Source organism: Streptomyces sp. ISL-100 (assembly GCF_018614615.1).
Lineage (GTDB): Bacteria > Actinomycetota > Actinomycetes > Streptomycetales > Streptomycetaceae > Streptomyces.
Genome location: NZ_JAGGOK010000074.1, coordinates 55,519 through 79,494 on the forward strand (window position 1 = coordinate 55,519; position 23,976 = coordinate 79,494).

The 23,976-nt window shown below is 70.1% G+C and carries 23 protein-coding genes, 1 pseudogene and 1 riboswitch; of the genes and pseudogenes, 13 read left to right on the forward strand and 11 right to left on the reverse strand.

All coding sequences use genetic code 11. The annotated features are described in order from the left end of the window. Positions 1-120: 120 nt before the first annotated feature. Positions 121-537 carry a Fur family transcriptional regulator gene (locus tag J7E89_RS31355; protein ID WP_214978147.1) on the reverse strand — a complete coding sequence of 139 codons (417 nt, stop codon included), beginning with the start codon at positions 535-537 and terminating at the stop codon, positions 121-123. Between the two features lie 125 nt (positions 538-662). On the opposite strand from J7E89_RS31355, the gene J7E89_RS31360 reads away from it, so the two are divergent. Then, on the forward strand, positions 663-2,132 hold the full coding sequence (locus J7E89_RS31360; RefSeq protein WP_251061354.1) for a catalase: 1,470 nt from the start codon (positions 663-665) through the stop codon (positions 2,130-2,132). 64 nt (positions 2,133-2,196) lie between these two features. Here J7E89_RS31360 and J7E89_RS31365 read toward each other — a convergent pair whose 3' ends face one another. Both J7E89_RS31365 and hisN read right to left on the reverse strand, forming a co-directional pair. Then, positions 2,197-2,601, reverse strand: a complete 405-nt coding sequence (locus J7E89_RS31365; RefSeq protein ID WP_214978157.1) for a cyclic nucleotide-binding/CBS domain-containing protein — start codon at positions 2,599-2,601, stop codon at positions 2,197-2,199. Between the two features lie 182 nt (positions 2,602-2,783). Beyond that, the gene (gene hisN / locus J7E89_RS31370; protein WP_214978159.1) at positions 2,784-3,578 is read right to left on the reverse strand and encodes a histidinol-phosphatase; all 795 of its coding nucleotides are present in this window, start codon (positions 3,576-3,578) and stop codon (positions 2,784-2,786) included. 152 nt (positions 3,579-3,730) lie between these two features. Here hisN and J7E89_RS31375 point away from each other — a divergent pair, with 152 nt between their 5' ends. Continuing rightward, complete coding sequence (locus J7E89_RS31375; protein WP_214978161.1) at positions 3,731-4,408, forward strand: TetR/AcrR family transcriptional regulator; 678 nt, start codon at positions 3,731-3,733, stop codon at positions 4,406-4,408. Here J7E89_RS31375 and J7E89_RS31380 read toward each other — a convergent pair. The 4 genes from J7E89_RS31380 to J7E89_RS31395 all read right to left on the reverse strand — a co-directional run bounded on the left by J7E89_RS31380 (position 4,374) and on the right by J7E89_RS31395 (position 7,989). Continuing rightward, positions 4,374-4,697, reverse strand: a complete 324-nt coding sequence (locus J7E89_RS31380; RefSeq protein WP_214978163.1) for a multidrug efflux SMR transporter — start codon at positions 4,695-4,697, stop codon at positions 4,374-4,376. The genes J7E89_RS31375 and J7E89_RS31380 overlap by 35 nt on opposite strands. 90 nt (positions 4,698-4,787) lie before the next feature. Then, positions 4,788-5,798 carry a ribosome small subunit-dependent GTPase A gene (rsgA, locus tag J7E89_RS31385; RefSeq protein ID WP_214978165.1) on the reverse strand — a complete coding sequence of 337 codons (1,011 nt, stop codon included), beginning with the start codon at positions 5,796-5,798 and terminating at the stop codon, positions 4,788-4,790. A 14-nt stretch (positions 5,799-5,812) separates the two neighbouring features. Beyond that, positions 5,813-7,156 carry a 3-phosphoshikimate 1-carboxyvinyltransferase gene (gene aroA / locus J7E89_RS31390; protein WP_214978167.1) on the reverse strand — a complete coding sequence of 448 codons (1,344 nt, stop codon included), beginning with the start codon at positions 7,154-7,156 and terminating at the stop codon, positions 5,813-5,815. Between the two features lie 119 nt (positions 7,157-7,275). Further along, positions 7,276-7,989 carry a M50 family metallopeptidase gene (locus J7E89_RS31395; protein ID WP_214978169.1) on the reverse strand — a complete coding sequence of 238 codons (714 nt, stop codon included), beginning with the start codon at positions 7,987-7,989 and terminating at the stop codon, positions 7,276-7,278. 49 nt (positions 7,990-8,038) lie between these two features. On the opposite strand from J7E89_RS31395, the gene J7E89_RS31400 reads away from it, so the two are divergent. From J7E89_RS31400 to J7E89_RS31440, 9 genes are all read left to right on the forward strand, one after another. Beyond that, positions 8,039-8,854 (forward strand): SOS response-associated peptidase, encoded by an 816-nt coding sequence (locus J7E89_RS31400; RefSeq protein WP_214978171.1) that lies wholly within the window; start codon positions 8,039-8,041, stop codon positions 8,852-8,854. Positions 8,855-9,073: 219 nt separating this feature from the next. Beyond that, positions 9,074-9,694: an alpha/beta family hydrolase gene (locus J7E89_RS31405; protein ID WP_214978211.1), complete on the forward strand. Its 621-nt coding sequence runs from the start codon at positions 9,074-9,076 to the stop codon at positions 9,692-9,694. 234 nt (positions 9,695-9,928) lie between these two features. Beyond that, entirely contained in the window at positions 9,929-10,591 is a 663-nt protein-coding gene (locus tag J7E89_RS31410) for a sigma-70 family RNA polymerase sigma factor (protein WP_069927024.1), read from the forward strand. Beyond that, positions 10,588-10,938 (forward strand): mycothiol system anti-sigma-R factor, encoded by a 351-nt coding sequence (gene rsrA, locus J7E89_RS31415; protein WP_214978173.1) that lies wholly within the window; start codon positions 10,588-10,590, stop codon positions 10,936-10,938. The genes J7E89_RS31410 and rsrA overlap by 4 nt, the downstream gene beginning before the upstream one ends. Before the next feature lie 153 nt (positions 10,939-11,091). Next, positions 11,092-12,504 carry an HD-GYP domain-containing protein gene (locus J7E89_RS31420; protein WP_214978175.1) on the forward strand — a complete coding sequence of 471 codons (1,413 nt, stop codon included), beginning with the start codon at positions 11,092-11,094 and terminating at the stop codon, positions 12,502-12,504. Positions 12,505-12,682: 178 nt separating this feature from the next. Beyond that, a complete protein-coding gene (locus J7E89_RS31425) occupies positions 12,683-13,954 on the forward strand; it encodes an HD-GYP domain-containing protein (RefSeq protein ID WP_214978177.1) in 1,272 nt (423 codons plus the stop codon). Positions 13,955-14,070: 116 nt separating this feature from the next. Next, complete coding sequence (locus J7E89_RS31430) at positions 14,071-15,051, forward strand: hypothetical protein (protein ID WP_214978179.1); 981 nt, start codon at positions 14,071-14,073, stop codon at positions 15,049-15,051. 89 nt (positions 15,052-15,140) lie between these two features. After that, positions 15,141-15,773, forward strand: coding sequence for a peptide deformylase (def, locus tag J7E89_RS31435; RefSeq protein WP_214978181.1), 633 nt, complete (start codon positions 15,141-15,143; stop codon positions 15,771-15,773). A gap of 138 nt (positions 15,774-15,911) precedes the next feature. Beyond that, positions 15,912-16,652, forward strand: coding sequence for a D-Ala-D-Ala carboxypeptidase family metallohydrolase (locus J7E89_RS31440; protein ID WP_214978183.1), 741 nt, complete (start codon positions 15,912-15,914; stop codon positions 16,650-16,652). A gap of 28 nt (positions 16,653-16,680) precedes the next feature. On the opposite strand, the gene J7E89_RS31445 is transcribed toward J7E89_RS31440, so the two are convergent. After that, positions 16,681-17,649, reverse strand: a complete 969-nt coding sequence (locus J7E89_RS31445; RefSeq protein ID WP_214978185.1) for a helix-turn-helix domain-containing protein — start codon at positions 17,647-17,649, stop codon at positions 16,681-16,683. A 216-nt stretch (positions 17,650-17,865) separates the two neighbouring features. After that, positions 17,866-18,720, reverse strand: coding sequence for a helix-turn-helix domain-containing protein (locus J7E89_RS31450; protein WP_214978187.1), 855 nt, complete (start codon positions 18,718-18,720; stop codon positions 17,866-17,868). 160 nt (positions 18,721-18,880) lie between these two features. On the opposite strand from J7E89_RS31450, the gene J7E89_RS31455 reads away from it, so the two are divergent. Beyond that, positions 18,881-19,489: an NADPH-dependent FMN reductase gene (locus J7E89_RS31455; RefSeq protein ID WP_214978189.1), complete on the forward strand. Its 609-nt coding sequence runs from the start codon at positions 18,881-18,883 to the stop codon at positions 19,487-19,489. A 227-nt stretch (positions 19,490-19,716) separates the two neighbouring features. Here the strand turns inward: J7E89_RS31455 and J7E89_RS31460 are convergent, their stop codons facing one another. Beyond that, a complete protein-coding gene (locus J7E89_RS31460) occupies positions 19,717-20,724 on the reverse strand; it encodes a ribonucleotide-diphosphate reductase subunit beta (RefSeq protein ID WP_214978191.1) in 1,008 nt (335 codons plus the stop codon). Between the two features lie 2 nt (positions 20,725-20,726). Continuing rightward, a complete protein-coding gene (locus J7E89_RS31465) occupies positions 20,727-23,120 on the reverse strand; it encodes a ribonucleoside-diphosphate reductase subunit alpha (RefSeq protein ID WP_214978193.1) in 2,394 nt (797 codons plus the stop codon). Between the two features lie 141 nt (positions 23,121-23,261). Beyond that, positions 23,262-23,393: riboswitch (cobalamin riboswitch) on the reverse strand. Between the two features lie 105 nt (positions 23,394-23,498). On the opposite strand from J7E89_RS31465, the pseudogene J7E89_RS31470 reads away from it, so the two are divergent. After that, a pseudogene (locus J7E89_RS31470) lies at positions 23,499-23,960 on the forward strand (Uma2 family endonuclease); the annotation flags it as partial. Positions 23,961-23,976: the final 16 nt, after the last annotated feature.

Sequence of the window (23,976 nt, forward strand, 5' to 3'; positions counted from 1 at the left end):
TCTCGAAAGAGATCCGGGCCTTCGTCGTATACGGACGGATCACAAAGGGGCGATCACCCAAAGGGCCTGGCACCAGAATCTGGTGCCAGGCCCTTTGTCGTTCAGGTGGTGCCTGTGTTGTCAGGCGGAGGCGCAGTTGGGGCACGTGCCCCGGTAGGTCACCTCTACGTCCGAGATCGTGAAGCCGAAGCGCTCGGAGTCCGGCAGGTCCGTGAGCGGATTGCCCACCGGGTGTACGTCGCGGATGGCGCCGCACCGCGCGCAGACCAGGTGCTGGTGCGGGGTGTGCGCGTTCGGGTCGTACCGCTTCGCCCGACGGTCCGTGGAGACCTCGAGCACCTCGCCGAGGGTAACCATCTCGCCCAGCGTGTTGTAGACGGTCGCCCGGGAGATCTCGGGCAGCTTGGCCACGGCGCGCGCGTGCACCTCGTCGGCGGTCAGGTGGATGTGGTCCCCGTCAAGGACTTCGGCCACGACGCGCCGCTGAGCGGTCATACGCCAGCCGCGTCCGCGCAGTCGTTCCAACAGGTCACTCATGGGGACCAGCCTAACAGTGGGGGACCCAGGTCCCGAACGGGTGTGACTTTGGATGTTTGCTTGACTTAGACAATGTCCATTGTAGGATCGGGAGCGGCAAACGCCAAGGGACAGGACTTGCAGGTATGACGCAGGAGGCGCACGTGACGCAGGGACCGCTTACCACGGAGGCCGGCGCGCCGGTCGCCGACAACCAGAACAGCGAGACCGCTGGCGTAGGCGGCCCCGTTCTGGTCCAGGACCAGGCGCTGCTCGAGAAGCTCGCCCACTTCAACCGCGAGCGCATCCCGGAGCGCATAGTCCACGCGCGCGGCGCCGGTGCGTACGGCACCTTCACGCTGACCCGTGACGTCTCGCAGTGGACGCGGGCGAAGTTCCTCTCCGAGGTCGGCAAGCAGACCGAAACGTTCCTGCGCTTCTCCACCGTCGCCGGCAACCTCGGTTCCGCGGACGCCGTGCGCGACCCCCGTGGCTTCGCGCTGAAGTTCTACACGGAGGAGGGCAACTACGACCTCGTCGGGAACAACACGCCCGTCTTCTTCATCAAGGACGCCATCAAGTTCCCCGACTTCATCCACACCCAGAAGCGCGACCCGTACACCGGCTCGCAGGAAGCCGACAACGTGTGGGACTTCTGGGGCCTGAGCCCCGAGTCGACGCACCAGGTGACCTGGCTGTTCGGTGACCGCGGCATCCCGGCGACGCTGCGCCACATGAACGGGTACGGCTCGCACACGTACCAGTGGAACAACGAGGCCGGCGAGGTCTTCTGGGTCAAGTACCACTTCAAGACCGACCAGGGCATCAAGAACCTCACCACCGACGAGGCCAACCGCCTCTCCGGCGTCGACCCCGACTCGCACCAGCGCGACCTGCGCGAGTCGATCGAGCGCGGTGACTTCCCGTCCTGGACGGTGCAGGTGCAGATCATGCCGGCGGCCGAGGCGGCGACGTACCGCTTCAACCCGTTCGACCTCACCAAGGTCTGGCCGCACGCGGACTACCCGCCGATCGAGATCGGCAAGCTGGAGCTCAACCGCAACCCGGAGAACATCTTCGCCGAGGTCGAGCAGTCGATCTTCAGCCCCGCGCACTTCGTGCCGGGCATCGGCCCGTCCCCCGACAAGATGCTCCAGGGCCGTCTCTTCGCGTACGGCGACGCCCACCGCTACCGCGTCGGCATCAACGCCGACCACCTGCCGGTGAACCGCCCGCACGCCACGGAGGCGCGGACGAACTCCCGTGACGGCTACCTGTACGACGGCCGGCACAAGGGCACCAAGAACTACGAGCCCAACAGCTTCGGCGGCCCCGAGCAGACGGGGCGGCCGCTGTGGGAGCCGGTTCCGGTTACCGGCGCCACGGGCAACCACGAGGCCCCGAACCACGCCGAGGACGACGACTTCGTCCAGGCGGGCAACCTCTACCGCATGATGTCGGAGGACGAGAAGGGCCGCCTGATCGAGAACCTCGCCGGGTTCATCTCCAAGGTGTCGCGCGACGACATCGCGGAGCGCGCGGTCAACAACTTCCGTCAGGCCGACGGTGACTTCGGCAAGCGGCTGGAGGCCGCGGTCCAGGCCCTGCGCGGCTAGTACGGACCGCTTGCCGTAGGCAGAGGGCCGGATTCCCCGAGGGGAGTCCGGCCCTCTTTCGCGCTCAGCCCACGAGGGAGGCGGTCTGCTGTCTGCGGCTCGGTGCCCAGCAGCGGATGATGTCGCGTACGGAGACGACCCCGACGGGGCCGTCGCCGTCCAGCACGATCAGGTGCCGGAAGCCGCCGTGCGCCATGGCGTCGGCGGCGTCCTCGAGCGTCCAGGAGGGCGCCGCGAAGACGACGTCGGTGGTGGTGTGGGCGCCTGCCGTTTCGAGGTCGGGGTCCTGTCCCGACCCGATGGAGATGAGGATGTCGCGTTCGGTCAGGATGCCGAGTCCGTCGGCGTCGGTGTCGAGGACGACGGCCGCCCCGACGCGGCGCTCCGCCATCAGGCGGGCTGCCTGGCGGAGCGTGTGGGCGGGGCCGATGGTGAGGACCACCGTGCTCATGGCGTCACGGACGAGCATGGACGGAGCCACCTCCTTGGTGAAGCGGGCATCGAGAGATACGAGAACCGATTCACAAGTTCACAAGTGGGGGGACTCATAGAGTGGCAGCCGGGCGCGACGGCAACAAGAGGGCGCGGGAGGGTGTGTCTCGCGATCACACGCCTCCACGCGCCGGTTTCCCTCGCCGTACGACGCAGTCGTCAGCCGCGGAGGTAGCCCAGCATCTCCTCGTGGAGCAGGCCGTTGGACGCGGCGGCATTGCCGCCGTGGGGTCCCGTCACTCCTTCGAGGCTGGTGAAGACGCCGCCCGCCTCCTGGACGATGATCGCGTTCGCGGCCATGTCCCACAGCGACAGTTCCGGCTCCGCGCAGATGTCCACGGAACCCTCGGCGACCATCATGTACGGCCAGAAGTCGCCGTATCCGCGCGTCCGCCAGCAGTCGCGGGTCAGATCCAGGAAACCGTCGAGCCGGCCCTGCTCCTCCCAGCCACTCAGCGAGGAGTACGCGAAGGACGCGTTCGCGATCTCGTCGACCTTGGAGACGTGGATGCGCGTCGCCGAGGTGAGGCTGCGCCCGGTGTACGCTCCGGCGCCCTTCGCCGCCCACCAGCGGCGGCCCAGCGCGGGCGCCGAGACGACGCCCATCACGGGCTGGAAGCCGTGCTCGCCGGCCTCCATGAGTGAGATCAGCGTCGCCCAGACCGGCACACCGCGCACGTAGTTCTTGGTGCCGTCGATCGGGTCGACCACCCAGCGGCGCGGGCCCGTGCCCTGGAGCCCGTACTCCTCACCCAGAACGGCGTCACGCGGCCTGCCGCGGTGCAGGTGGCTGCGGATCAGCTCCTCGGCGGCCTTGTCGGCCTCCGTCACCGGTGTCATGTCCGGTTTGGTCTCGACCTTGAGATCGAGCGCCTTGAAGCGCTCCATCGTCGTGGCGTCCGCGGCGTCCGCGAGGACATGGGCAAAGCGCAGATCATCGTGATAGTCGGGCATGACTGAACAGTATCGACCGCGTTCTGTACAAACCACATGGTCTCGCTGTGCGGGCGTGGTCCCCTGTCCGTACGCAGCGGCGTACGGGCCATTGACAGTGCCCGGCGGCGCGTCAACTCTGAAACCGGAGCAGCCGGGGAGGCAACGCCACGATGCCGACAGCGCGAGAAGCCTTGTTGCACGCCGCCTTCACCGCGCTCGCGGGTCGTCCGTGGCCCGGAGTGCGGATGGTTGACGTGGCCGCCTCGGCCCGCGTCTCGCGGCAGAGCCTCTACAACGAGTTCGGAAGCAAGGACGGCCTCGCCCGCGCGCTGGTGCGCCGTGAGGCCGACGGCTATCTGGCGGGAGTCGAGCGGGCGCTGGCCGGCGGGACGGCCCATGCGGCCGGAACGGCCGATCCGGCGGCGGGCATCCAGGACCGGCTCGTCGCCGTCGCCGAGTGGACCGTCGCCGCCGCCCGCGCCAATCCGCTCGTACGCGCCCTGCTCACCGGCTGCTGGGGCGAGTGGCTGCCCGCACCGCACCCCGCCAGGACCGTCCGCAGCGTCTCGGTGTCCCCGGTGCCCGCCCAGCGCCGCGCCGACGCCGGTTCGCCGGGGCCCGCCGAGCTGGCCGCGGCGGTGCGGGACAGGGCGCTCGCCGCGCTCGGGAGAGGACGTACGAAGGAGGAGGCCGCGGACATCGCGTACCGCTGCGAGCTGACCGTGCGGCTCGCGCTCTCGTACGTTGTCGCGCCCCCGGCTTCCGGGGAGGACTTCGCGCGGCTGCTGCGGATCGCCCTGCGCGGGCCGAGTCTCATTGGGCCGAGCCCGAGAGCTGGAGCCCGATGACGCCGATGATCACCAGCGAGATCGAAATCAGCTTCAGCGTCGAGACCACGTCGCCGAGGAAGATCATCCCGTAGATCGCGGTGCCCGCGGCGCCGATGCCGGTCCACACCGCGTACGCCGGACCCACATCGAGCTTCCTCAGCGCGAGCGTCAGCAGGCCGAAACTCCCCAGCGCGAACGCGGCGAAGGCGACCGTGGGCCAGAGCCGCGTGAACCCGTGGGACAGCTTCAGGCACACAGCGAAGCCGGTCTCCAGCAGTCCTGCCACTATCACCAGCAGCCACGCCATGGTCGGTGCCCTCCCGTGTCGGTGACTGCTTCGTCTGACTTGGTGCGATTATGCACTTACCAGGAGCGGCCGGCGGCAAACGCGACGCGGTCAGTCTCCTTCGCGTCGCTCCCGAGTCGCGAGCAGCCGACGCAGCGAGTCCAACCTGGCCGGATCGGCGTGACCGTCGGCCACCCACTGGTCCAGCGCGCACTCCGCCTCGTCGTGGCTGCAGCCGCGCGGGCAGTTCTCCGTCCCCGGCTCCAGGTCGGGGAAGGCGAGGATGACGCGCGACGGATCCACGTGATGGAGACCGAAGGAACGCACGCCGGGCGTATCGATCACCCAGCCCTTCCCGTCCGACAGCGGCAGCGCGAGCGCCGAAGTGGTGGTGTGCCTGCCTCGGCCCGTGACCGCGTTGACCAGGCCGGTGGTACGCCGGCGCTCCTCCGGTACGAGCGTGTTGACCAGCGTCGTCTTTCCGACACCTGAGTGGCCGACGAACGCCGTGACGTGGTCGTCGAGCTGCGCGCGGACCAGCTCGGTCGCCGCCCCGCTCTCCAGCTCCTCGCGACTGGTCACGAGGTACGGGACACCCAGCGGGCGGTACGCCTGGAGCAGCGGCTCCGGCGAGGCGAGGTCCGACTTCGTCAGCACGAGAAGGGGCGTGAGCCCGGCGTCGTACGCCGCCACCAGGCAGCGGTCGATCATGCGCGGGCGTGGCTCGGGGTCGGCCAGGGCCGTGACGATCGCGAGCTGGTCGGCATTGGCGACGACCACCCGCTCGAACGGATCGTCGTCGTCGGCGGTGCGGCGCAGCACCGAGGCGCGCGGCTCGACGCGGACGATGCGGGCCAGCGTGTCCTTGTCGCCCGTCAGGTCGCCGACGATGGCGACCCGGTCGCCCACGACGACGGACTTGCGGCCCAGCTCGCGGGCCTTCATCGCGATGACCGTACGGTCGTCGACGAGGCAGGTGATGCGGCCTCGGTCGACGGTCAGGACGAAGCCTTCGACGGCGTCCTCGTGCTTGGGGCGGGTATGGGTGCGAGGCCGGTTGCCCTTGCGGTTCGGGCGGGTCCGGATGTCGTCTTCGTCGGGGTTCTTGCCGTAGCGGCGCATGTCGTCAGGCCCCGTCAGTTTCCGTCGAGCATTCCGGTCCACATCTGCGGGAAGTCGGGCAGTGTCTTGGCGGTGGTCGCCACGTTCTCGATCTGTACGTCCTTGACGGCGAGGCCGATGATCGCGCCCGCGGTCGCCATGCGGTGGTCGTGGTACGTGTGGAAGATCCCGCCGTGCAGGCGGCGCGGCCGGATACGCAGGCCGTCCTCGGTCTCGGTGACGTCACCGCCGAGCGCGTTGATCTCCCGGGTGAGAGCGGCCAGCCGGTCGGTCTCGTGCATGCGCAGATGCGCGACACCGCGCAGTACGGACTCGGAGTCGGCCAGCGCGGCGACGGCCGCGATGCCGGGAGTCAGCTCGCCGACGTCGCCGAGGTCCACGTCGATGCCGTGGATCGTGCCCGTACCGGTGAACGTCAGGCCCTGCTCGGTGAGCTCACAGGAACCGCCCATCTCGGTGAAGATCTCGCGCAGCGCGTCGCCCGGCTGGGTGGTGCGCTCGGGCCAGTCCGGGATGGTGACGCGGCCGCCGGTGATCAGGGCGGCGGCGAGGAACGGCTGCGCGTTGGACAGGTCGGGCTCGATGGTCAGGTCGCGGCCGAGCAGGGCGCCGGGGGAGACCCGCCAGACGTTGGGCTCACCGCCGGACTCGGGGGTGTCCACCTGGGCGCCGACGGCGCGCAGCATGTCGACGGTCATCAGGATGTGCGGCATGGACGGGAGGGTGGCGCCGGTGTGACGTACCTCCACGCCCTGGTTGAAGCGCGGGGCGGACAGCAGGAGCGCGCTCACGAACTGCGACGAGGAGGACGCGTCGATGTCGACCGCTCCACCGTCCAGGGCGCCGCTGCCGTGCACGGTCAGCGGGAGCGCGCCGCGGCTGTCGTCGTCGATACGGGCGCCGAGCGTGCGCAGCGCCTCGATGACGGCGCCGAGCGGGCGTTCGTACGAACGGGGGTCGCCGTCGAACCGGATGTCGCCGTCCGCGAGCGCCGCGACGGGCGGCAGGAAGCGCATCACGGTACCGGCGTTGCCGACGTCGACGGTGGCCGGGCCGTGCAGCCCCGCCGGGATCACGCGCCAGGCCTCGCCGGAGCCGTCGAGCTCGCCCGTGGCGGACGAGCTGGACGACACGGTCTCCTCGATGCCGACGCCCATCGCGCGCAGGGCGTCCGCCATCAGCAGCGTGTCGCGGGAGCGCAGCGGGTGGCGCAGCCATCCGGGTTCGGCGGCGAGGGAGGCCAGGACGAGAGCGCGATTGGTGACCGATTTCGATCCGGGCACGGTGACGGTCGCGTCGACGGCTTCGCCCGCGCGCGGGGCGGGCCAGAGGGCGGGGTGCACGGGGCTTTCGGTCATGGCCATCACTTTAGTGGCTCGCGGGGAAGCCGGATCTTGATCAAATGTGGCGAAACCCGGGCGTAACTCAGTGTTGACGACACCTGACGACCGGTGATGACCGTTACAGCCCGAGTACGTTACAGCCCGAGCAGCCAGCGGCCGCCGCCCAGCAGAGCGCAGACCGACACCGTGTGGAAGAAGAACAGCCACAGCACGGCCGGTACGTGCGTGAGCCGCGACAGCTGGTCGGCGTCCGAGTCGGGGGCACCGCCGTGACGGCGCTTGGACTGGAGCTCGAAGGCGGGACGAACGCCGCCAATGAGCATGAACCAGACGGCGGCGTACGCGAAGGCGGCCTGGACCTCGGCGGTCGTCAGCCAGGAGACAAGGAGAAAGGCCGCGCCGGTGACGATCACTGTCAGGGCGCCGTACGCGTTCCGGATCATCACCAGCATCGCGAGCAGCAGGGCCGTCGCGATCCAGAGGAAGAGCGTGATGTGGTTCGCCGCGAGCAGCCAGGCACCGCCGACGCCGAGGAGCGAGGGGGCGGTGTAGCCGGCGGCGGCCGTGAGGATCATGCCGATGCCGGTCGGCTTGCCCCGGCTGACGGTCAGACCGCTGGTGTCGGAGTGAAGACGTATGCCGTCCAGGCTGCGGCCTGTGAGCAGGGCGATCAGGCCGTGGCCGCCCTCGTGGGCAATGGTGATGGCGTTGCGTGCCACCCGCCATATGACACGCGGGACGACGACGGCGAGGGCGACGAGGGCGGTTGCGATCACGAGCCACTGGTCGGGATCGGGCTGCGTACCGAACACGCGGTCCCACAGGTCGCCGAGATGGGTGCTGTCCATTTTCCGGGCGGCTCCTTGAGGTCTGGGCAGTCGTGGCAGTCTGGCACTTATGTGCGGACGGTATGCAGCGAGCCGGAGGCCCGAGGATCTCGTCGGGCTGTTCGATGTGCGGAAGTGGGACCCCAAGGAGGCGCTCGCTCCGGACTGGAACGTGGCTCCTACGAAGGAAGTCCACGTGGTTCTGGAGCGTCCTGTGAAGGACGCGCGGGACGACGGTCCGGTTCGCCAGCTGAGGAAGTTGAAGTGGGGGCTCGTGCCGTCGTGGGCGAAGTCACCCGAGGGCGCGGCGCGGATGATCAACGCGCGGGCGGAGACGGTGCACGAGAAGCCGTCGTTCCGGCAGCTGTTCGTCTCGCGGCGCTGTCTCATTCCGGCCGACGGCTACTACGAGTGGGTCACCGGCGCCGGCGAGCGGCAGCTGGAGGAGCAGGGGAAGAAGAAACGGCCGCGAAAGCAGCCGTACTTCGTGACGCCGGCGGACGGGTCGGTCATGGCGATGGCCGGGCTGTACGACTTCTGGCGCGACCCGACGCTGCCGGAGGGGCATCCGCAGGCGTGGTGGGTGACGTGCTCCGTCATTACGACGGAGGCGGAGAATTCGCCGCTCGCGGTGGCGCCGACCGCCGGGCCGGGATCGCTGGCCGACATCCACCCCCGGATGCCGCTGATGCTGACGCCGGATCGGTGGGGCGCGTGGCTGGATCCGGCCCGTACGGACGTCGAGGACGTACGGGGGCTGCTGGCGCCGCCGCCGGGTGGGCTGATGCGGGCGTATCCGGTGACCACGGCTGTGAGCAACGTCCGCAACAACGGGCCGGAGCTGCTGGAGGAGCTGGCGGCGCCGGAGGTGGAGACGCTGTTCTGACCCGGCTGCGTTCTGACCCCCTGCGAGTGCGGGTGCGGCGCCTGCGGCGCTGGCCGCAAAACTCAGCCCGTCCGGCGTTTGAGGACACGCCCGAAGGGCGTCTGTGTTGTCTGGGGGCTGGGGGCTTGCCCCCAGTTTCGGGAAGGGGCGGGTAGGGGAACAGCGCCGCAGGCACCGGTTGGCCCCGTCCGGCAGGATGGGGGCGTGGCGCAGAGTGAGATGGTTGATACCGAGGTCGGGCAGGCGCGGATTACCTGGGTCGAGGCCGAGGCACCGTGGGCCGTGCTGGCCGTCAGTCATGGCGCCGGTGGGGGCATCGGGGCCCGGGATCTTCAGGGGCTTGCGGGCGCGCTGCCCGCGCGCGGGGTGACCGTCGCTCTCGTGGAGCAGCCCTGGCGGGTGGCCGGGAAGAAGGTCGCGCCCGCGCCCAAGACCCTGGACGCCGGGTGGCGTGGCCTGTGGCCCGCTCTGGTCAAGCCCGGGCTGCCGGTCGTGGCCGGCGGACGCAGCGCCGGGGCCCGCGTCGCCTGCCGCACCGCCGTGGAACTCGGCGCGCGCGCCGTACTCGCGCTGAGCTTCCCGCTGCACCCGCCCGGCCGGCCGGAGAAGTCCCGGGCGCAGGAGCTGCTGGACGCCGGGGTCCCCACCCTGGTCGTACAGGGCGGTAACGATCCCTTCGGGAAACCCGAGGAGTTCCCGGACGGGGCGTACGACCTCGTGGAGGTCCCGTACGGGGACCACGGGTTCGCCGTACCGAAGAAGGCCGGGGTCAGTCCGGACCAGGTGGTGGAGACAATCACGGACGCTGTCGGGAACTGGATCGACGGCTTGCGGGAATGATGAGCGCGGCACCTCTGTTATTGCGTGCGTCGACATACACCGCACGTACGTGGAGAGGGAGTCCGTCGCATGGGATCGACCATCTGCCCGAGCCGCTCGAACACCGCTGACCTGGAGTGGACGGTGCTCACTGCGGCCAAGACCGCCCCTCGTCGGGCGGCGGCCGGGCAGGATCGTCGTCTATCCTCCGATTCGAGCGGGTCCGCATTCGGCCCCGCCACGGCGTTGGAGGAGGTGGGTCCGGTCACTGGGACCGACACAGGGACCGACGACGGTGGCCAGGCGGCGGAGGAGAGCACCGTCGAGCGCAACGCGCGTTTCGAGCGCGACGCCCTGGGCTTCCTCGACCAGATGTACTCGGCCGCACTGCGCATGACGCGCAATCCGGCCGATGCGGAGGACCTGGTGCAGGAGACGTATGCCAAGGCGTACGGGTCCTTCCACCAGTTCCGTGAAGGTACGAATCTGAAGGCGTGGCTTTACCGCATTCTGACGAACACCTTCATCAACACGTACCGGAAGAAGCAGCGGGAGCCTCAGCGCAGTGGCGCCGAGGAGATCGAGGACTGGCAGCTCGCGCGCGCCGAGTCGCACATGTCGACCGGCCTGCGTTCAGCCGAGTCGCAGGCGCTCGACCACCTGCCCGACTCGGACGTCAAGTCCGCGCTGCAGGCGATTCCCGAGGAGTTCCGCATCGCGGTCTACCTCGCGGATGTAGAGGGCTTTGCGTACAAGGAGATCGCGGACATCATGGGAACACCCATCGGCACGGTGATGTCCCGGCTGCACCGGGGCCGCCGTCAACTGCGCGGCATGCTCGAGGACTACGCGCGTGACCGCGGGCTGGTTCCGGCGGGTGCCGGAGAGTCGAACGACGGGAAAGGTTCGGGCTCATGAGCTGCGGAGAGCCGCACGAGACTGACTGCTCAGAGGTCCTGGATCATCTTTACGAGTTCCTCGACCACGAGATGCCCGACAGTGACTGCACCAAGTTCGAGGTGCACTTCGAGGAGTGCTCCCCGTGCCTGGAGAAGTACGGCCTCGAACAGGCCGTGAAGAAGCTGGTGAAGCGCTGCTGCGGCAGTGACGACGTACCCGCTGACCTGCGCTCCAAGGTCATGGGGCGGATTGACCTGATCCGGTCGGGGCAGGCCGTGCCCGAGCAGGACGTTACGGCGACGGCGCCGCCTGCGCCGACTACGGCCGCAGCCGCCGATCTGCCGGCTGCCGCCAACGAGGCCTAGCCTCCCCGCTCCCCTCCTGACCGCTTGTCGCGAAGTCGGCCGATTATCACTCGAAGGTGCTAATCGGCCGCTTCGTCGTCTCCGGCTCCGCTCAACTCGCTAGCCTGGCGCACGAATTGTGGCGGGTGGACGCGGGACAACAGGAGCCAGCTGGTGAGAGCCCTTTCGGTGGCAGCGCGCGCGTACGTCCTCTGTGCGCTGTTCGCGGCCGCCTGCTGTACGCTCCCCGCCCTGCTGCCCGGCGCCGGCATGCCGTGGGGGACGGCCGCGCTGCTTGCCGCGCTCTACGCCGCCTGCGAGCTGCTCGGGCGCCGGCCGTTCCTCGTGAGCACGGTGCGGGTGGGGGCGGGCTCGTTCTTTCCGGTGCTGCTGGCCGCTGTGCTGTTGCTGCCGCCGTCGGCCGCCGCGCTCGTCGCCGTACCGGGGGCGCTCGTCGGCCACGTCGAGCGGCGGCCGCGCGCGGTGCGGCGGGCGTGGCGGGCTGCTCAGCTCGCGCTTGCCGCGTGGTGCGCGGCCCATGTCTTCGTGTTTCTGGACGGTGGTGCGTCGCTGGGCGGCGGTGGCGGGGCGGCCGCGCCCCATTTTCCGTACGTCCTGCTGCCGGCCGGGGCCGCCGTTCTCGCCTTCTGCCTGGTGCTGACCGCCCTCGACGGGGGCATCCTCGCCACGGCTGAGCGGCTGCCCGTGCGTACCGCCTGGCGCGGGCTGCTGCTGCGGTCCGTTCCACCGCACTGCGTGCAGGGGCTGGCCGGGCTGATGATGGCCGTGCTGTGGAGGAGTCCGTACGGGGCGCTCGCCGCGCTCTTCGTGCTGCTGCCGATGTACATCTCCTGCTGGGTCTTCGCGCAGTACCACCGCGAGCGCGCCGCACACCAGGCCACCATCCGCGCCCTCGTGCAGGCCGTCGACATCAAGGACCGGTACACGCGCGGGCACAGCGAACGCGTCGGCCGCGCGTCCGTCATGATCGCGCGCGAGCTCGGCATGGAGGAGGACCGCATCGAAGTGCTGCGCTTCGCCGGGATCCTGCACGACGTCGGCAAGCTGGGCGTCCCGACGCGATTGCTGCGCAAGGACGGGCCGCTGACGCCCGAGGAGCGCCGGGTCATCGAGCTGCATCCTGAGTACGGGCACGAGATGGTCCGGGGGATCGGTTTTCTCGGGGAGGCGCGGGCGGCGATCCTGCACCATCACGAGCGGCTCGACGGGAGCGGCTATCCGTACGGGCTGGCGGGTGGCCAGATCCCGGAGTTCGCCAGGGTGGTCGCTGTCGCGGACGCGTTCGACGCGATGACGTCCACGCGGTCGTACCAGCGGGCGCGGCCGGTGGGGACGGCCCTGCGGGAGCTGGAACGGTGTGCGGGGACGCAGTTCGATCCGCTGATGGTGACCGCCCTTACGCGGGCGCTGGCCCGCCAGGGCTGGCATCCCCGGGTTACTTCGGACGAACAGTCCGGCCCGAGAGGAAACGTCCCGCCAGCGCCCGCGGGTGACGATTTGGCTGCGCCTCCCGCTGCGCCTCCCGCTGCGGCCGGCCGGCACGCGGACCGGGGCGGGCCCGGGTGAGCGCCGCCCCGGCCACTGGGCCCGGGTGGTGTCCTGCGGAGCTTTTCCCCTGCCCGCCCCTTCCCGAACTGTGGCTCCGCCCCAGACCCAGCTCCTCAAACGCCGGAGCGGCTGAAAGTTGCCCAGCGGGCAAAATCCAGCCCGTCCGGCGTTTGAGGACACGCCCGGAGCATCCGGCATGAGGCCGCCGCTCGCCCTGCGGCTCGTGTACGGCGCAGCCGCCGCGCTCACCGCCTACGCTCTCGGCGACACCCTCTGGTACGGGATCAACGAACCCGGCGTCGCCCTCGCCTTCGGTGCGCTCATCGCCGTCGGAGAGCTCTCCCGGTGGGGCGTACGGGGGAGCCCCGCCGCGCTGCCCGCCGAACGGGAGCCCGCGCCGCTCGGCGCCGCCGGCGCCCTCGCGTACGCCCTGCTCGGCCAGCTCGCCGGGCAGCCGACCACCCACGGCGTCCTCCAGGTCGTCGCCGTCGTCGTCGCGGCCGCCCTCGCCGGAGCCGTGCCGCACATCGCCGCCGGGCACGGGCCCGTCCTTGATCATGTGGCCCGGCGCGTCCTCACCGTCGCCTTCGCCGCCGTCTGTTTTCAGCCGCTGTACAACTCCGGGCTGTGGGGGAAGTGGGTCGGCCACGGCCCGCACCACGCTCTCTTTCTCCTTCTCCTCCTTGTGCTCACCGCTCTCTGTGACGCCGTCCTCGCCGCCACCATGGCCCGCGCCCGGACCGGCTACCCGTACGGGCCGCTTCTGCGCGACGGGCTGCGGGCGCTGCTCGGGATCGGGTCGGCAGTCTGCGCGACAGGGGCTGTCATGGCGCTCGGTGTCGCCGTCGCGGGGCTCTGGGCGCTGCCCGTCTTCTGCGTGCCGCTGCTGCTCACCCAGCTGTCCTTCGGCCGGTACGCCGCCGTCCGTACGACGTACCGCCAGACCATCACCTCGCTCGCCCGCGCCACCGAGATCGCCGGCTACACCCCGCACGGGCACGCCCGCCGCGTCGCCCTGCTCAGCCGCGCCGTGGGGCGTGAGCTGGGGCTTTCCGAGCCGGACCTCACTGTCCTGGAGTACGCCGCCCTCATGCACGACATCGGCCAGCTCTCCCTCCTCGACCCGGTGCAGGGAGGAGCCACCGCCTCCCTCCCGGCCGCCGAGCAGCGCCGTATCGCCCTCCTCGGGGGAGCGGTCGTACGCCAGACCGGAGTCCCCGCCGAGGTCGCGGTGGTCGTGGAGCGGCAGGCGGATCCCTATCGGGAGCAGCCGCTTTCCGCCCGGATCGTCCGCGCCGTCAATGCATACGACGATCTGTCGGGGGAAAGCGGGGGTGGACTGGGCGGGCCGCTCAGCGCCCTGGAACAGCTGCGTCTGGGCACCGGCCGCGACTATCAGCCCGAGGTCGTGGAATCCCTGGCGCGTGTCCTGTCCCGGGGCGGTCTGACCCCGTCCCCACCTGGGTAACCCATGGGTAATGAGCGGCCCTCCGACCCGGCATGGTTGGATGCGAAGAAGAGGAAGAAGAGGGCGTCCGGGGGGGACTGACCTTCAGCGACCGGCAGGCGGGACAGGCGGGAATCGTGAAGATCTTCGGGAAGGTACGGCATCGGCCATCCGCCTCGTGGCGGCAGGCCACCGACCGCGCGTTCACGCTGATCGGTGACGGTCGGTACGAGGACGCGGGAGCGCTGCTGACACGCGCGGCGGACCTCGAGCCGTGGTTGTCCGAGTCCTGGTTCAACCTCGCGCTGCTGCACAAGTTCCGGCACGACTGGGAGCAGGCGCGCTCAGCGGGCCTGCGCGCCGTCGCCCTCCTCGACCGGGAGACCGGCGCCCCGGACTGGTGGAACGTCGGCATCGCGGCCACCGCACTCCAGGACTGGCCGCTGGCCCGCCGCGCCTGGCAGGCGTACGGCCTGAAGGTGCCCGGCGAGCCCACCGAGAGCGGCGAGCCGCACGGCATGGAGCTGGGCAGCGCCGCCGTCCGCCTCTCGCCGGAGGGCGAGGCCGAGGTGGTGTGGGGCCGCAGGCTCGACCCGGCGCGGATAGAGGTGCTGTCTATTCCGCTGCCGTCTTCCGGGCGGCGCTGGGGCGAGGTGGTTCTGCACGACGGCGTGCCGCACGGTGAGCGCGTCACCGCCGCCGGCCCGTCGTTCCCCGTATTCGACGAGATCGAGCTGTGGGCTCCGTCGCCGGTGCCGACCTGGGTGGTGCTGCTGGAGGCTGCCACCGAGGCCGACCGGGACGCCCTGGAGCGGCTGGCTGCCGACGCGGGGTTCGCCGCCGAGGACTGGTCGTCGTCCGTACGGCTGCTCTGCCGTTCCTGCTCCGAGTCGCAGATGCCCAGCGACGAGGGCGACGGCGAGCACCTCGACCCGCACGATCACAGCGAGCCCGGCCACCCGGGGCCGCTCGGCCACCGCACCGCCGGTGAGCTGTGGCTGCCGGAGCGCGAGTGCGGCATTGCGGCGCCGGCCGGACTGGTGCGCGGGCTGCTCGACGGGTGGGTCGCCGACAACCCCGACAGCCGTGAGTGGCGGGATCTCGAAGAAGTCTGCTGACCAGTCCGCTGAAACCTGGCCGTAGGCTGTACGGGCATTGGATTCGGCAGTACTGGGTTTCTCGGGTTTCAGGAAGGCGTACGGCGGACATGTCGCAGCAGGAGACGGACCAGCAGGTCATCAACGACGGGTTCGTCGTGGACACGGAGAACACCGAGGAGCGCGAGCAGGCGTACCGCGAGCGCGGCACCGCCCGCCCCATCACCGTCGTCGGGAACCCGGTCCTCCACAAGGAGTGCAAGGACGTCACGGAGTTCGACGACAAGCTCGCCGCGCTGATCGACGACATGTTCGCCAGCCAGCGTGCGGCCGAGGGTGTCGGCCTGGCCGCCAACCAGATCGGTGTCGACCTCAAGGTCTTCGTGTACGACTGCCCGGACGACGACGGTGTGCGCCACGTCGGCGTGGTCTGCAACCCGGTCCTGCAGGAGCTTCCGCAGGACCAGCGTCAGCTCGACGAAGCCAATGAGGGCTGCCTGTCCGTTCCGACGGCGTACGCCGAACTGGCCCGCCCCGACTACGCGGTGGTGCACGGCCAGGACGCCCAGGGCAACCCGATCAAGGTGCGCGGCACCGGTTACTTCGCGCGCTGCCTCCAGCACGAGACGGACCACCTGTACGGCTACCTGTACATCGACCGCCTGTCGAAGCGCGACCGCAAGGATGCGCTGAAGCAGATGGCCGAGGGCACGGCTCGCTACGAGACCGTCCCCAACGACTGAATCCTCTCCGCCGCCGGCAACAGGGCGACTGCCATTGGTTGGACAAATGACTCTGGCAGTTGCCCTGTTGACGCGCGTCCACCGGCGCGTCAGTCTCGGGCGTACCGCAGCTCGTCCGCTCCTCGGCATGGAGGTCCAATGCTCCGACGTACGGCGAGATCCATCCTCTGTCTTGTCATGCTCATGATTGCCGCGCTGGCGGGTACGGTCGCCACCGCCGGCACCGCACACGCCGACGGCTGCTACACCTGGTCCCGCACCCTCTCCCAGGGCGCCACCGGAGGCGATGTCACCCAGCTCCAGATCCGGCTGGGCGGCTACCCGGGCTACGGCGCGGTGCTCGCGATCGACGGCGACTACGGCCCCGCGACCACCGCCGCCGTCAAGCGCTTCCAGTCCGCGTACGGGCTCCCGGCGGACGGCGTCGCGGGATCGGCCACCTTCAGCAAGCTCTACGCCCTTCAGGACGACGACTGCACGCCCATCCACTTCACCTACGCCGAACTCAACGACTGCAACAGCACCTGGGAGGGCGGCGGGGTGAGCGCCGCCACCGCCAAGTCCAACGCCCTGCGCACCATGTGGAAGCTGGAGGCGCTGCGGCACGCGCTGGGCGACCAGCCGATCACCGTCACCAGCGGCTTCCGCTCGCACGCGTGCAACGACGCCGTCGGAGGGGCGTCGAGCAGCCGTCACTTGTACGGCGACGCCGCCGACCTCGGAGCCGGCCCGCACTCCCTGTGCACCCTGGCCAAGCAGGCCCGTAACCACGGCTTCAACGGCATCCTCGGCCCGGGCTATCCCGGACACAGCGACCACACCCACGTGGACCACCGCGCGAGCCGCTTCTGGTCGGCGTCCAGCTGCGGCGTCTCCTGAGCCGATTTCCGGGGGCCCCGCCAAGGGCCTACGCGGCCAGCGCCGGCCCCCGGAACGTACGGCGGTACGCGTTCGGGGTCGTCCCCAGTGACCGTACGAACTGATGACGCAACGCCGCCGCGTTCCCGAACCCGGCGCGGCCCGCGATCGCGTCCACCGTGTCGTCCGTCGCCTCCAGCAACTCCTGCGCCAGCAGCACCCGCTGGCGCAGCAGCCAGCGGTACGGCGTCGTGCCCGTCTCCTGGAGGAAGCGCCGCGCGAACGTACGGGGCGACATGTGCGCCCGCTCGGCCAGCTGCTCCACGGTCATCTCCTGGTCCAGGTGCCGCTCCATCCAGCTCAGCACCCCGCCCACCGTGTCGCAGCGCACGTGCGTCAGCGGCCGCTCGATGTACTGCGCCTGGCCGCCGTCGCGGTGCGGGGGGACGACCATGCGGCGGGCGATGGTGTTGGCGACCTCGGGCCCGTGCTCCTGGCGGATGAGATGCAGGCAGGCGTCGATCCCGGCGGCGGTCCCGGCCGACGTGATGACCGGGCCCTCGTCGACGTACAGCACATCGGGCTCGACCTTGGCCCGCGGATGGCGGCGCGCCAGCTCGGCGGAGTGCCGCCAGTGGGTCGTGCAGCGGCGCCCGTCCAGCAGCCCCGCCGCCCCGAGCACGAACGCGCCCGAGCAGACGCTGAGCACGCGGGCACCTCGGTCGACGGCCCGGCGCAGTGCGTCGAGCAGCGGCTCGGGGTACGTGCGGGCCTCGCAGTGCTGGTCGGCGGGGATGGCGATGAGATCGGCGCTGTCCAGCCGGTCGAGGCCGTGCGGTACGGAGATGGTGAAGGCGCCGGAACGGGCGGCGATCGGGCCCGGTTCGGCGGCGCAGACCGCGAAGTCGTAGACCGGCAGCCCCTGATCGCTGCGATCGATCCCGAACACCTCACAGATGACGCCGAGTTCGAAGGGATTGACTCCGTCGACGAGCGCTACGGCCACGTTTTTCAGCATGCGGCCAGTGTGGCAGTAATTCGAGGTTCCATGACAGTCCTGCCACTGACTTTCCTTGGCCCGGAAGACCAGAGTGGACGCCATGGAAACCTTCTTGAACTACCTCGCAGTCATCGTCGTCTTCACCCTCCTCACGCTCCCGTCGTTCATCGGTCACGCCAGGGAGCGCCGGATCGACCGGCAACTGCGTGATGCCGAAGACCCCCGCCGGTCACCTCAGCCCGAAACCGCCCGCAGCGCGCCCGGCCGGCGGCCGGTGAGGCGGTCCAGCGCGGCCGCCGTGCTGTCGTCGGCCGGCAGGTGAACGATCAGCCGCAGGTCGTCGTCGGCGGGCAGTTCGAGCGTCTCGTACGCCAGCCTCAGCTCACCCACCTCGGGGTGTGCGAACCGTGTGACGCCGCTGGACTTCGGGAGACCGGGCACGGTGTCCACGCGCCCGGTGAAGTCCGAACCGGCGGTCACGCTCAACTCGTCGGCGAGCAGGGTGACATGGCGGTCAGCCCGGAATGGGCCCTGCTTGAGGGCCGCCACCTGCTCGTCGGCGGCGAGGTCCCAGTCGGGGTACGCCGCGCGCGCCCGGGGATCCGTGAACACGAAGCGGGCGAGGTTCGGCGGGCTGCCGTCCAGCAGGCCGACCGGGCCCGCCAGCCGCTCGTAACCCTGCGTCCAGGCCAGGATCTCGCTCATCCGGTTGAGCAGCACCGCCGGGGCGGGTTCGAGGCGGTCGAGCAGGGCCCGCACGGTGGGGCGCACCGTACGGACGGGTGACGCTCCGCCCATGCAGTTGAAGCCCGCGTCGGCCGCCTTGGTGAGGCGGTGCAGGTGGATGCGCTCGCTCGGCGGCAGCCGCAGCGCGTCGGCCAGCGCGGACAGTACCTGCGGGGAGGGCCGGCGGTCGCGCCCCTGCTCCAGGCGTGTCACGTACTCGACACTGACGCCCGCGAGCGTGGCCAGCTCGGAGCGGCGCAGGCCCGGTGTGCGGCGACGGGCGCCGGTGGGCAGTCCTACCTCGGCGGGTGTGACGGCTTCGCGGCGGATGCGCAGGAAGAGACCCAGCTCGTTGTCGCTCACCCGGTGAACGTAACACCGGCGTACGACACGGATCGTGGCCCTGTCACTACCAGTCTCGGCCCGGCCTTCCTGGTCGCGGCTCCGCCCGGCAGATTGATGGACATGACCCCCGGAACGCGGGTCACTTCCACCCTTCGCACGTCGGACAGGGAGCACAGCCATGCCCAGTGAGACCACATCCACCCTCAACCTCGCGGTGATCATCGGGAGCGTCAGGGAGGGCCGGTTCGCCCCGGTCGTAGCGAACTGGTTCGTCGAACAGGCCCAGCAGCACGGGCGGTTCAACGTAGACCTCATCGACCTGGCGGACGCGCCGATCCCGTTGGAGCTGCCGGCCGTACCACCGGCGATGGAGCCGGACCTGCCCCGACCCGCGAGCATGGAGCCCCTCACGCGCCGGCTCGCCGCGGCCGACGCGGTCGTCGTACTGACGCCGGACTACAACCGCAGCTTCCCGGCCTCGCTGAAGGCTGCCGTCGACTGGCACTACACGGAGTGGCAGGCCAAGCCGATCGGGTTCGTCGGCTACAGCGGCGGCAGCGGCGGCCTCCTGGCGATCGAGCAGCTTCGCCAGGTCTTCAACGAGCTGCACGCCCACACGGTCCGCGACTATGTCTCGTTCCCCCGCTACTACGAGCTGTTCAGCCCCGACGGGAGCTTGAAGAACCCCGAGGAGCCGAACGGCGCTGCGAAGGTCCTGCTCGACCAGCTTCTGTGGTGGGGCGAGGTCCTCCACGACGCCAGGCGCGACCGCCCGATCGCCTTCTGAGTGCTTTGCCACGGGCTTTGCCATGGGCCTGCGCCGGCTTCACCCCGTTACGGCCGCGAGCGGGGCTCGTCCCGGCCGGCCCGCCATCGGGCCAGTGGGCGCCGGAACGAGCGCGAGGACGGGCGCCGCCCCCGCTCCTGTGGGACGGCGGCGCCGGGGGACAGCCGGAAAGACGAGTGTGGGCCGTCCCGCACGCATGCGAGGACAGCCCACACCCTGGGGACGGATCAGAAGTCGTCGTCGAAGGCGACCGTGCCCTCGACCGCGACCTGGTACGCCGACGGGCGGCGCTCGAAGAAGTTCGTCAGCTCCTGGACACCCTGGAGCTCCATGAAGGAGAACGGGTTCTCCGAGCCGTACACCGGGGCGAAACCGAGGCGCTCCAGGCGCTGGTCGGCGACGCACTGGAGGTACTCGCGCATCGACTCGGTGTTCATGCCGGGCAGGCCCTCACCGCACAGGTCGCGGCCGAATTGCAGCTCAGCCTCGACGGCCTCCTTCAGCATGTCCGTGACCTGCTGCTGGAGGGCGTCGTCGAAGAGCTCCGGCTCCTCCTTGCGGACGGTGTCCACGACCTCGAACGCGAAGTTCATGTGCATGGTCTCGTCCCGGAAGACCCAGTTCGTCCCGGTCGCCAGGCCGTGCAGCAGGCCCCGCGAGCGGAACCAGTAGACGTACGCGAACGCGCCGTAGAAGAACAGGCCCTCGATGCACGCCGCGAAGCAGATCAGGTTCAGCAGGAAGCGGCGGCGGTCGGCCTTCGACTCCAGGCGGTCGATCTTCTCGACCGAGTCCATCCACTTGAAGCAGAACTGCGCCTTCTCGCGGATCGAGGGGATCTCCTCCACCGCGTCGAACGCCGCCGCGCGGTCGTCCGGGTCGGGCAGGTAGGTGTCGAGCAGCGTCAAGTAGAACTGGACGTGCACGGCCTCCTCGAAGAGCTGGCGCGAGAGGTAGAGGCGCGCCTCGGGGGAGTTGATGTGCTTGTAGAGCGTCAGGACCAGGTTGTTGGAGACGATCGAGTCGCCCGTCGCGAAGAACGCGACCAGCCGGCCGATCATGTGCTGCTCACCGGGTGAGAGCTTGGCGAGGTCGGCGACGTCCGAGTGGAGGTCGACCTCCTCCACGGTCCAGGTGTTCTTGATCGCGTCCCGGTAGCGCTCGTAGAAGTCCGGGTAGCGCATGGGGCGCAGGGTCAGCTCGAAGCCCGGGTCGAGAAGGTTCTTTTCGCTCATGATTACTGGCACGCCTCGCAGGACTCGGGGTTCTCAAGGGAGCAGGCGATCGCGTCCGCGTCGGGCGCGGCCTGCTGCACGGGGACGGTGGCGGTGGGGGTGGCGGCGGCGGTCGCGCCGGAGCCGGCCGCGCGGGCGATGCGGGTCGCCGGGCGTGAGCGCAGGTAGTACGTCGTCTTCAGCCCCTTCTTCCAGGCGTACGCGTACATCGAGCTGAGCTTCCCGATGGTCGGCGTCTCCAGGAAGAGGTTGAGCGACTGCGACTGGTCGAGGTACGGCGTACGGGCTGCCGCCATGTCGATCAGTCCGCGCTGCGGGATCTCCCACGCGGTGCGGTAGAGGGCTCGTACCTCTTCGGGGATCCAGCTGAAGCCCTGGACGGAGCCGCTGGATTCGCGCAGGGCCTCGCGGGACTGGGCGTCCCACACGCCGAGCTTCTTCAGGTCCTCCACCAAGTAGGCGTTGACCTGGAGGAATTCACCGCTGAGCGTCTCGCGCTTGAAGAGGTTGGAGACCTGCGGCTCGATGCACTCGTACACGCCCGCGATCGACGCGATGGTCGCGGTCGGCGCGATCGCGAGGAGCAGGGAGTTGCGCATCCCGGTCTTGGCGATACGGGCGCGCAGCGCGTCCCACCGCTCCGGCCAGGTGACCTCGACGCCGTAGTGGTCGGGGTGCAGGACACCGCGCGCCGCGCGGGTCTTCTCCCAGGCGGGGAGCGGGCCGCTGACCTCGGCGAGGTCGCAGGACGCCTCGTACGCGGCGAGCATGATGCGCTCGGCGATCCGCGTGGAGAGGTCGCGGGCCTCGGCCGAGTCGAAGGGCAGGCGCAGCTTGAAGAAGACGTCCTGGAGACCCATCGCGCCCAGGCCCACCGGACGCCACTTGGCGTTGGAGCGGCCGGCCTGCTCGGTCGGGTAGAAGTTGATGTCGACGACGCGGTCGAGGAACGTGACGGCCGTACGGACGGTCTCGTCCAGGCGCTCCCAGTCGATTTCGCCGTTCCCGAGAACGAACGAACCGAGGTTGACCGAGCCGAGGTTGCAGACGGCCGTTTCGCCGTCGTCCGTCACCTCCAGGATCTCGGTGCAGAGGTTCGAGGAGTGGACGACGGAGCCGGGCTCGGCGGTCTGGTTCGCCGTACGGTTCGACGCGTCCTTGAACGTCATCCAGCCGTTCCCGGTCTGGGCGAGGGTGCGCATCATCCGGCCGTACAGCTGGCGCGCGGGAATGGTCGTACGGGCCAGGCCGTCGGCCTCCGCCTTGCGGTACGCCTGGTCGAAAGCGTCGCCCCACAAGTCGACGAGCTCGGGAACGTCCGACGGCGAGAACAGCGACCAGTCGGCGTCCGCGTCGACACGGCGCATGAACTCGTCGGGGATCCAGTGCGCGAGGTTCAGGTTGTGCGTACGCCGCGCCTCCTCACCCGTGTTGTCGCGCAGCTCCAGGAACTCCTCGATGTCCGCGTGCCACGTCTCCAGGTAGACGCAGGCCGCGCCCTTGCGGCGGCCGCCCTGGTTGACGGCGGCGACCGACGAGTCGAGGGTGCGCAGGAAGGGGACGATGCCGTTCGAGTGACCGTTCGTCCCACGGATCAGGGAGCCGCGGGCACGGATGCGGGAGTACGAGAGGCCGATGCCGCCGGCGTGCTTCGAGAGGCGCGCGACCTCGTGGTAGCGGCCGTAGATCGAGTCGAGCTCGTCGAGCGGGGAGTCCAGCAGGTAGCAGGAGGACATCTGCGGGTGGCGCGTACCGGAGTTGAAGAGCGTCGGCGACGACGGCAGGTAGTCGAGGCGGCTCATCAGGCGGTACAGCGCGGCGACCTCGTCGGCGGCCGCGGGGGAGTTGTCCTTCGCCAGGCCGGACGCCACGCGCAGCATGAAGTGCTGCGGCGTCTCGATCACCTGACGGGTGATCGGGTGGCGCAGGAGGTAGCGGCTGTAGACCGTGCGCAGGCCGAAGTAGCCGAAGCGGTCGTCGGCGGCGGTGTCGACGAGTGCGTCCAGGCGGGCCGCGTGGGCGGTCACGAAGCCGGCCGTACGGTCGGCGATCAGGCCTTCGCGGTGACCGACGGAAACCGACTCGGAGAACGTACGGACGCCCTGCGTCGCCGCCTCGTCCCGGATCGTGCGGGTCAGGAGGCGGGCCGCGAGACGGGAGTACGCCGGGTCCTCGGAGATCAGCCCGGCGGCGGCGTCGGTGGCGAGGCCGCGCAGCTCGGCCGCGTCCGAACCGGCGTTGCGGCCGCGGAGGGCGGCCGCGGCGACTCTGCCCGGGTCGGTGTCGGGGAGGTCGGCGGTGAGGTCGGTCAGGGTCCGCAGAAGTGCGGTCCCAGCCCCTTCGGACGACTCCGTCGACTCCGTGGCAGTTGCCGGATCGGCTGGCGCGATGGTCACGCGGTGCTCTCCCTCGCTCGGCTCGGGGCCGACGGGGGGAGTGGGGGCGTACGGGCACACGTCACCCCCTGAGGGGCGGCACACCGCGTAGCGTCCACCGGCCCAACCGCGAGGCCCGGACGTGTCGGTATCCGGTTCGGTCGAGCCGGATACGCCGTCGGCAGGTGTTCGGACTCCTGGGTGCACAAAAGCACACCGATCACACCGTTGCGGGACAGTTCCGGATTCGCACCGGATTCCCCTGCGGCGACAGCGAGCATGAGCATACATGTGGGGGCCGTTGGATGATGCGGCCCCCACATGTTGTGTCACCCGGGAAGTGTGAAGGCGGCTGTCACAGCGCTCCGCTATCGTCGTGAGCACAAGGAGGTACGCCCCATGTCAGCGATCGACGACCGGCCCCACCTGCTTCCCGAAGAGTTCGACGAGGCCACTCGCATACTGGCCCGGACGACCGAGGGCGTGCGGCTGGAACTCATCGACGGGAGGCTGAGGAGCAGGGTTGGGCCGGACGGGGACCACGGGCGGATCATCCAGTGGCTGACACGCATCTGTATGCAGTCCCGGCCCGAGCTGTGGCTCTATCCCGATCAGGGGCTGAAGGTGCAGGCGTACCGGAAGGGCCGCGCCCGGCCTGACGGTTCGCTCGCGCCCAGCGGCGCCTTCGTCGGGCAGGGCGAGTGGGCCGACCCCGATTCCGTGCTGATGGTCGTCGAGGTCACGTCGTACGACACCGACACCGACCAGCGCGACCGGGTGGAAAAGCCGCGTGCCTACGCCGAGACCGGCATTCCGGTCTACCTGCTGATCGACCGCGACACCTGCGAGGTGACGGTCTACCTCTGATCTTGGCCAG

What these genes read in the sequence shown, in the direction of transcription:
- J7E89_RS31355 (WP_214978147.1), bottom strand. Translation starts at nt 537, where the DNA reads ATGAGTGACCTGTTGGAACGACTGCGCGGACGCGGCTGGCGTATGACC.
- J7E89_RS31360 (WP_251061354.1), top strand. Translation starts at nt 663, where the DNA reads ATGACGCAGGAGGCGCACGTGACGCAGGGACCGCTTACCACGGAGGCC.
- J7E89_RS31365 (WP_214978157.1), bottom strand. Translation starts at nt 2,601, where the DNA reads ATGCTCGTCCGTGACGCCATGAGCACGGTGGTCCTCACCATCGGCCCC.
- hisN (WP_214978159.1), bottom strand. Translation starts at nt 3,578, where the DNA reads ATGCCCGACTATCACGATGATCTGCGCTTTGCCCATGTCCTCGCGGAC.
- J7E89_RS31375 (WP_214978161.1), top strand. Translation starts at nt 3,731, where the DNA reads ATGCCGACAGCGCGAGAAGCCTTGTTGCACGCCGCCTTCACCGCGCTC.
- J7E89_RS31380 (WP_214978163.1), bottom strand. Translation starts at nt 4,697, where the DNA reads ATGGCGTGGCTGCTGGTGATAGTGGCAGGACTGCTGGAGACCGGCTTC.
- rsgA (WP_214978165.1), bottom strand. Translation starts at nt 5,798, where the DNA reads ATGCGCCGCTACGGCAAGAACCCCGACGAAGACGACATCCGGACCCGC.
- aroA (WP_214978167.1), bottom strand. Translation starts at nt 7,156, where the DNA reads ATGACCGAAAGCCCCGTGCACCCCGCCCTCTGGCCCGCCCCGCGCGCG.
- J7E89_RS31395 (WP_214978169.1), bottom strand. Translation starts at nt 7,989, where the DNA reads ATGGACAGCACCCATCTCGGCGACCTGTGGGACCGCGTGTTCGGTACG.
- J7E89_RS31400 (WP_214978171.1), top strand. Translation starts at nt 8,039, where the DNA reads ATGTGCGGACGGTATGCAGCGAGCCGGAGGCCCGAGGATCTCGTCGGG.
- J7E89_RS31405 (WP_214978211.1), top strand. Translation starts at nt 9,074, where the DNA reads ATGGTTGATACCGAGGTCGGGCAGGCGCGGATTACCTGGGTCGAGGCC.
- rsrA (WP_214978173.1), top strand. Translation starts at nt 10,588, where the DNA reads ATGAGCTGCGGAGAGCCGCACGAGACTGACTGCTCAGAGGTCCTGGAT.
- J7E89_RS31425 (WP_214978177.1), top strand. Translation starts at nt 12,683, where the DNA reads ATGAGGCCGCCGCTCGCCCTGCGGCTCGTGTACGGCGCAGCCGCCGCG.
- def (WP_214978181.1), top strand. Translation starts at nt 15,141, where the DNA reads ATGTCGCAGCAGGAGACGGACCAGCAGGTCATCAACGACGGGTTCGTC.
- J7E89_RS31440 (WP_214978183.1), top strand. Translation starts at nt 15,912, where the DNA reads ATGCTCCGACGTACGGCGAGATCCATCCTCTGTCTTGTCATGCTCATG.
- J7E89_RS31445 (WP_214978185.1), bottom strand. Translation starts at nt 17,649, where the DNA reads ATGCTGAAAAACGTGGCCGTAGCGCTCGTCGACGGAGTCAATCCCTTC.
- J7E89_RS31455 (WP_214978189.1), top strand. Translation starts at nt 18,881, where the DNA reads ATGCCCAGTGAGACCACATCCACCCTCAACCTCGCGGTGATCATCGGG.
- J7E89_RS31460 (WP_214978191.1), bottom strand. Translation starts at nt 20,724, where the DNA reads ATGAGCGAAAAGAACCTTCTCGACCCGGGCTTCGAGCTGACCCTGCGC.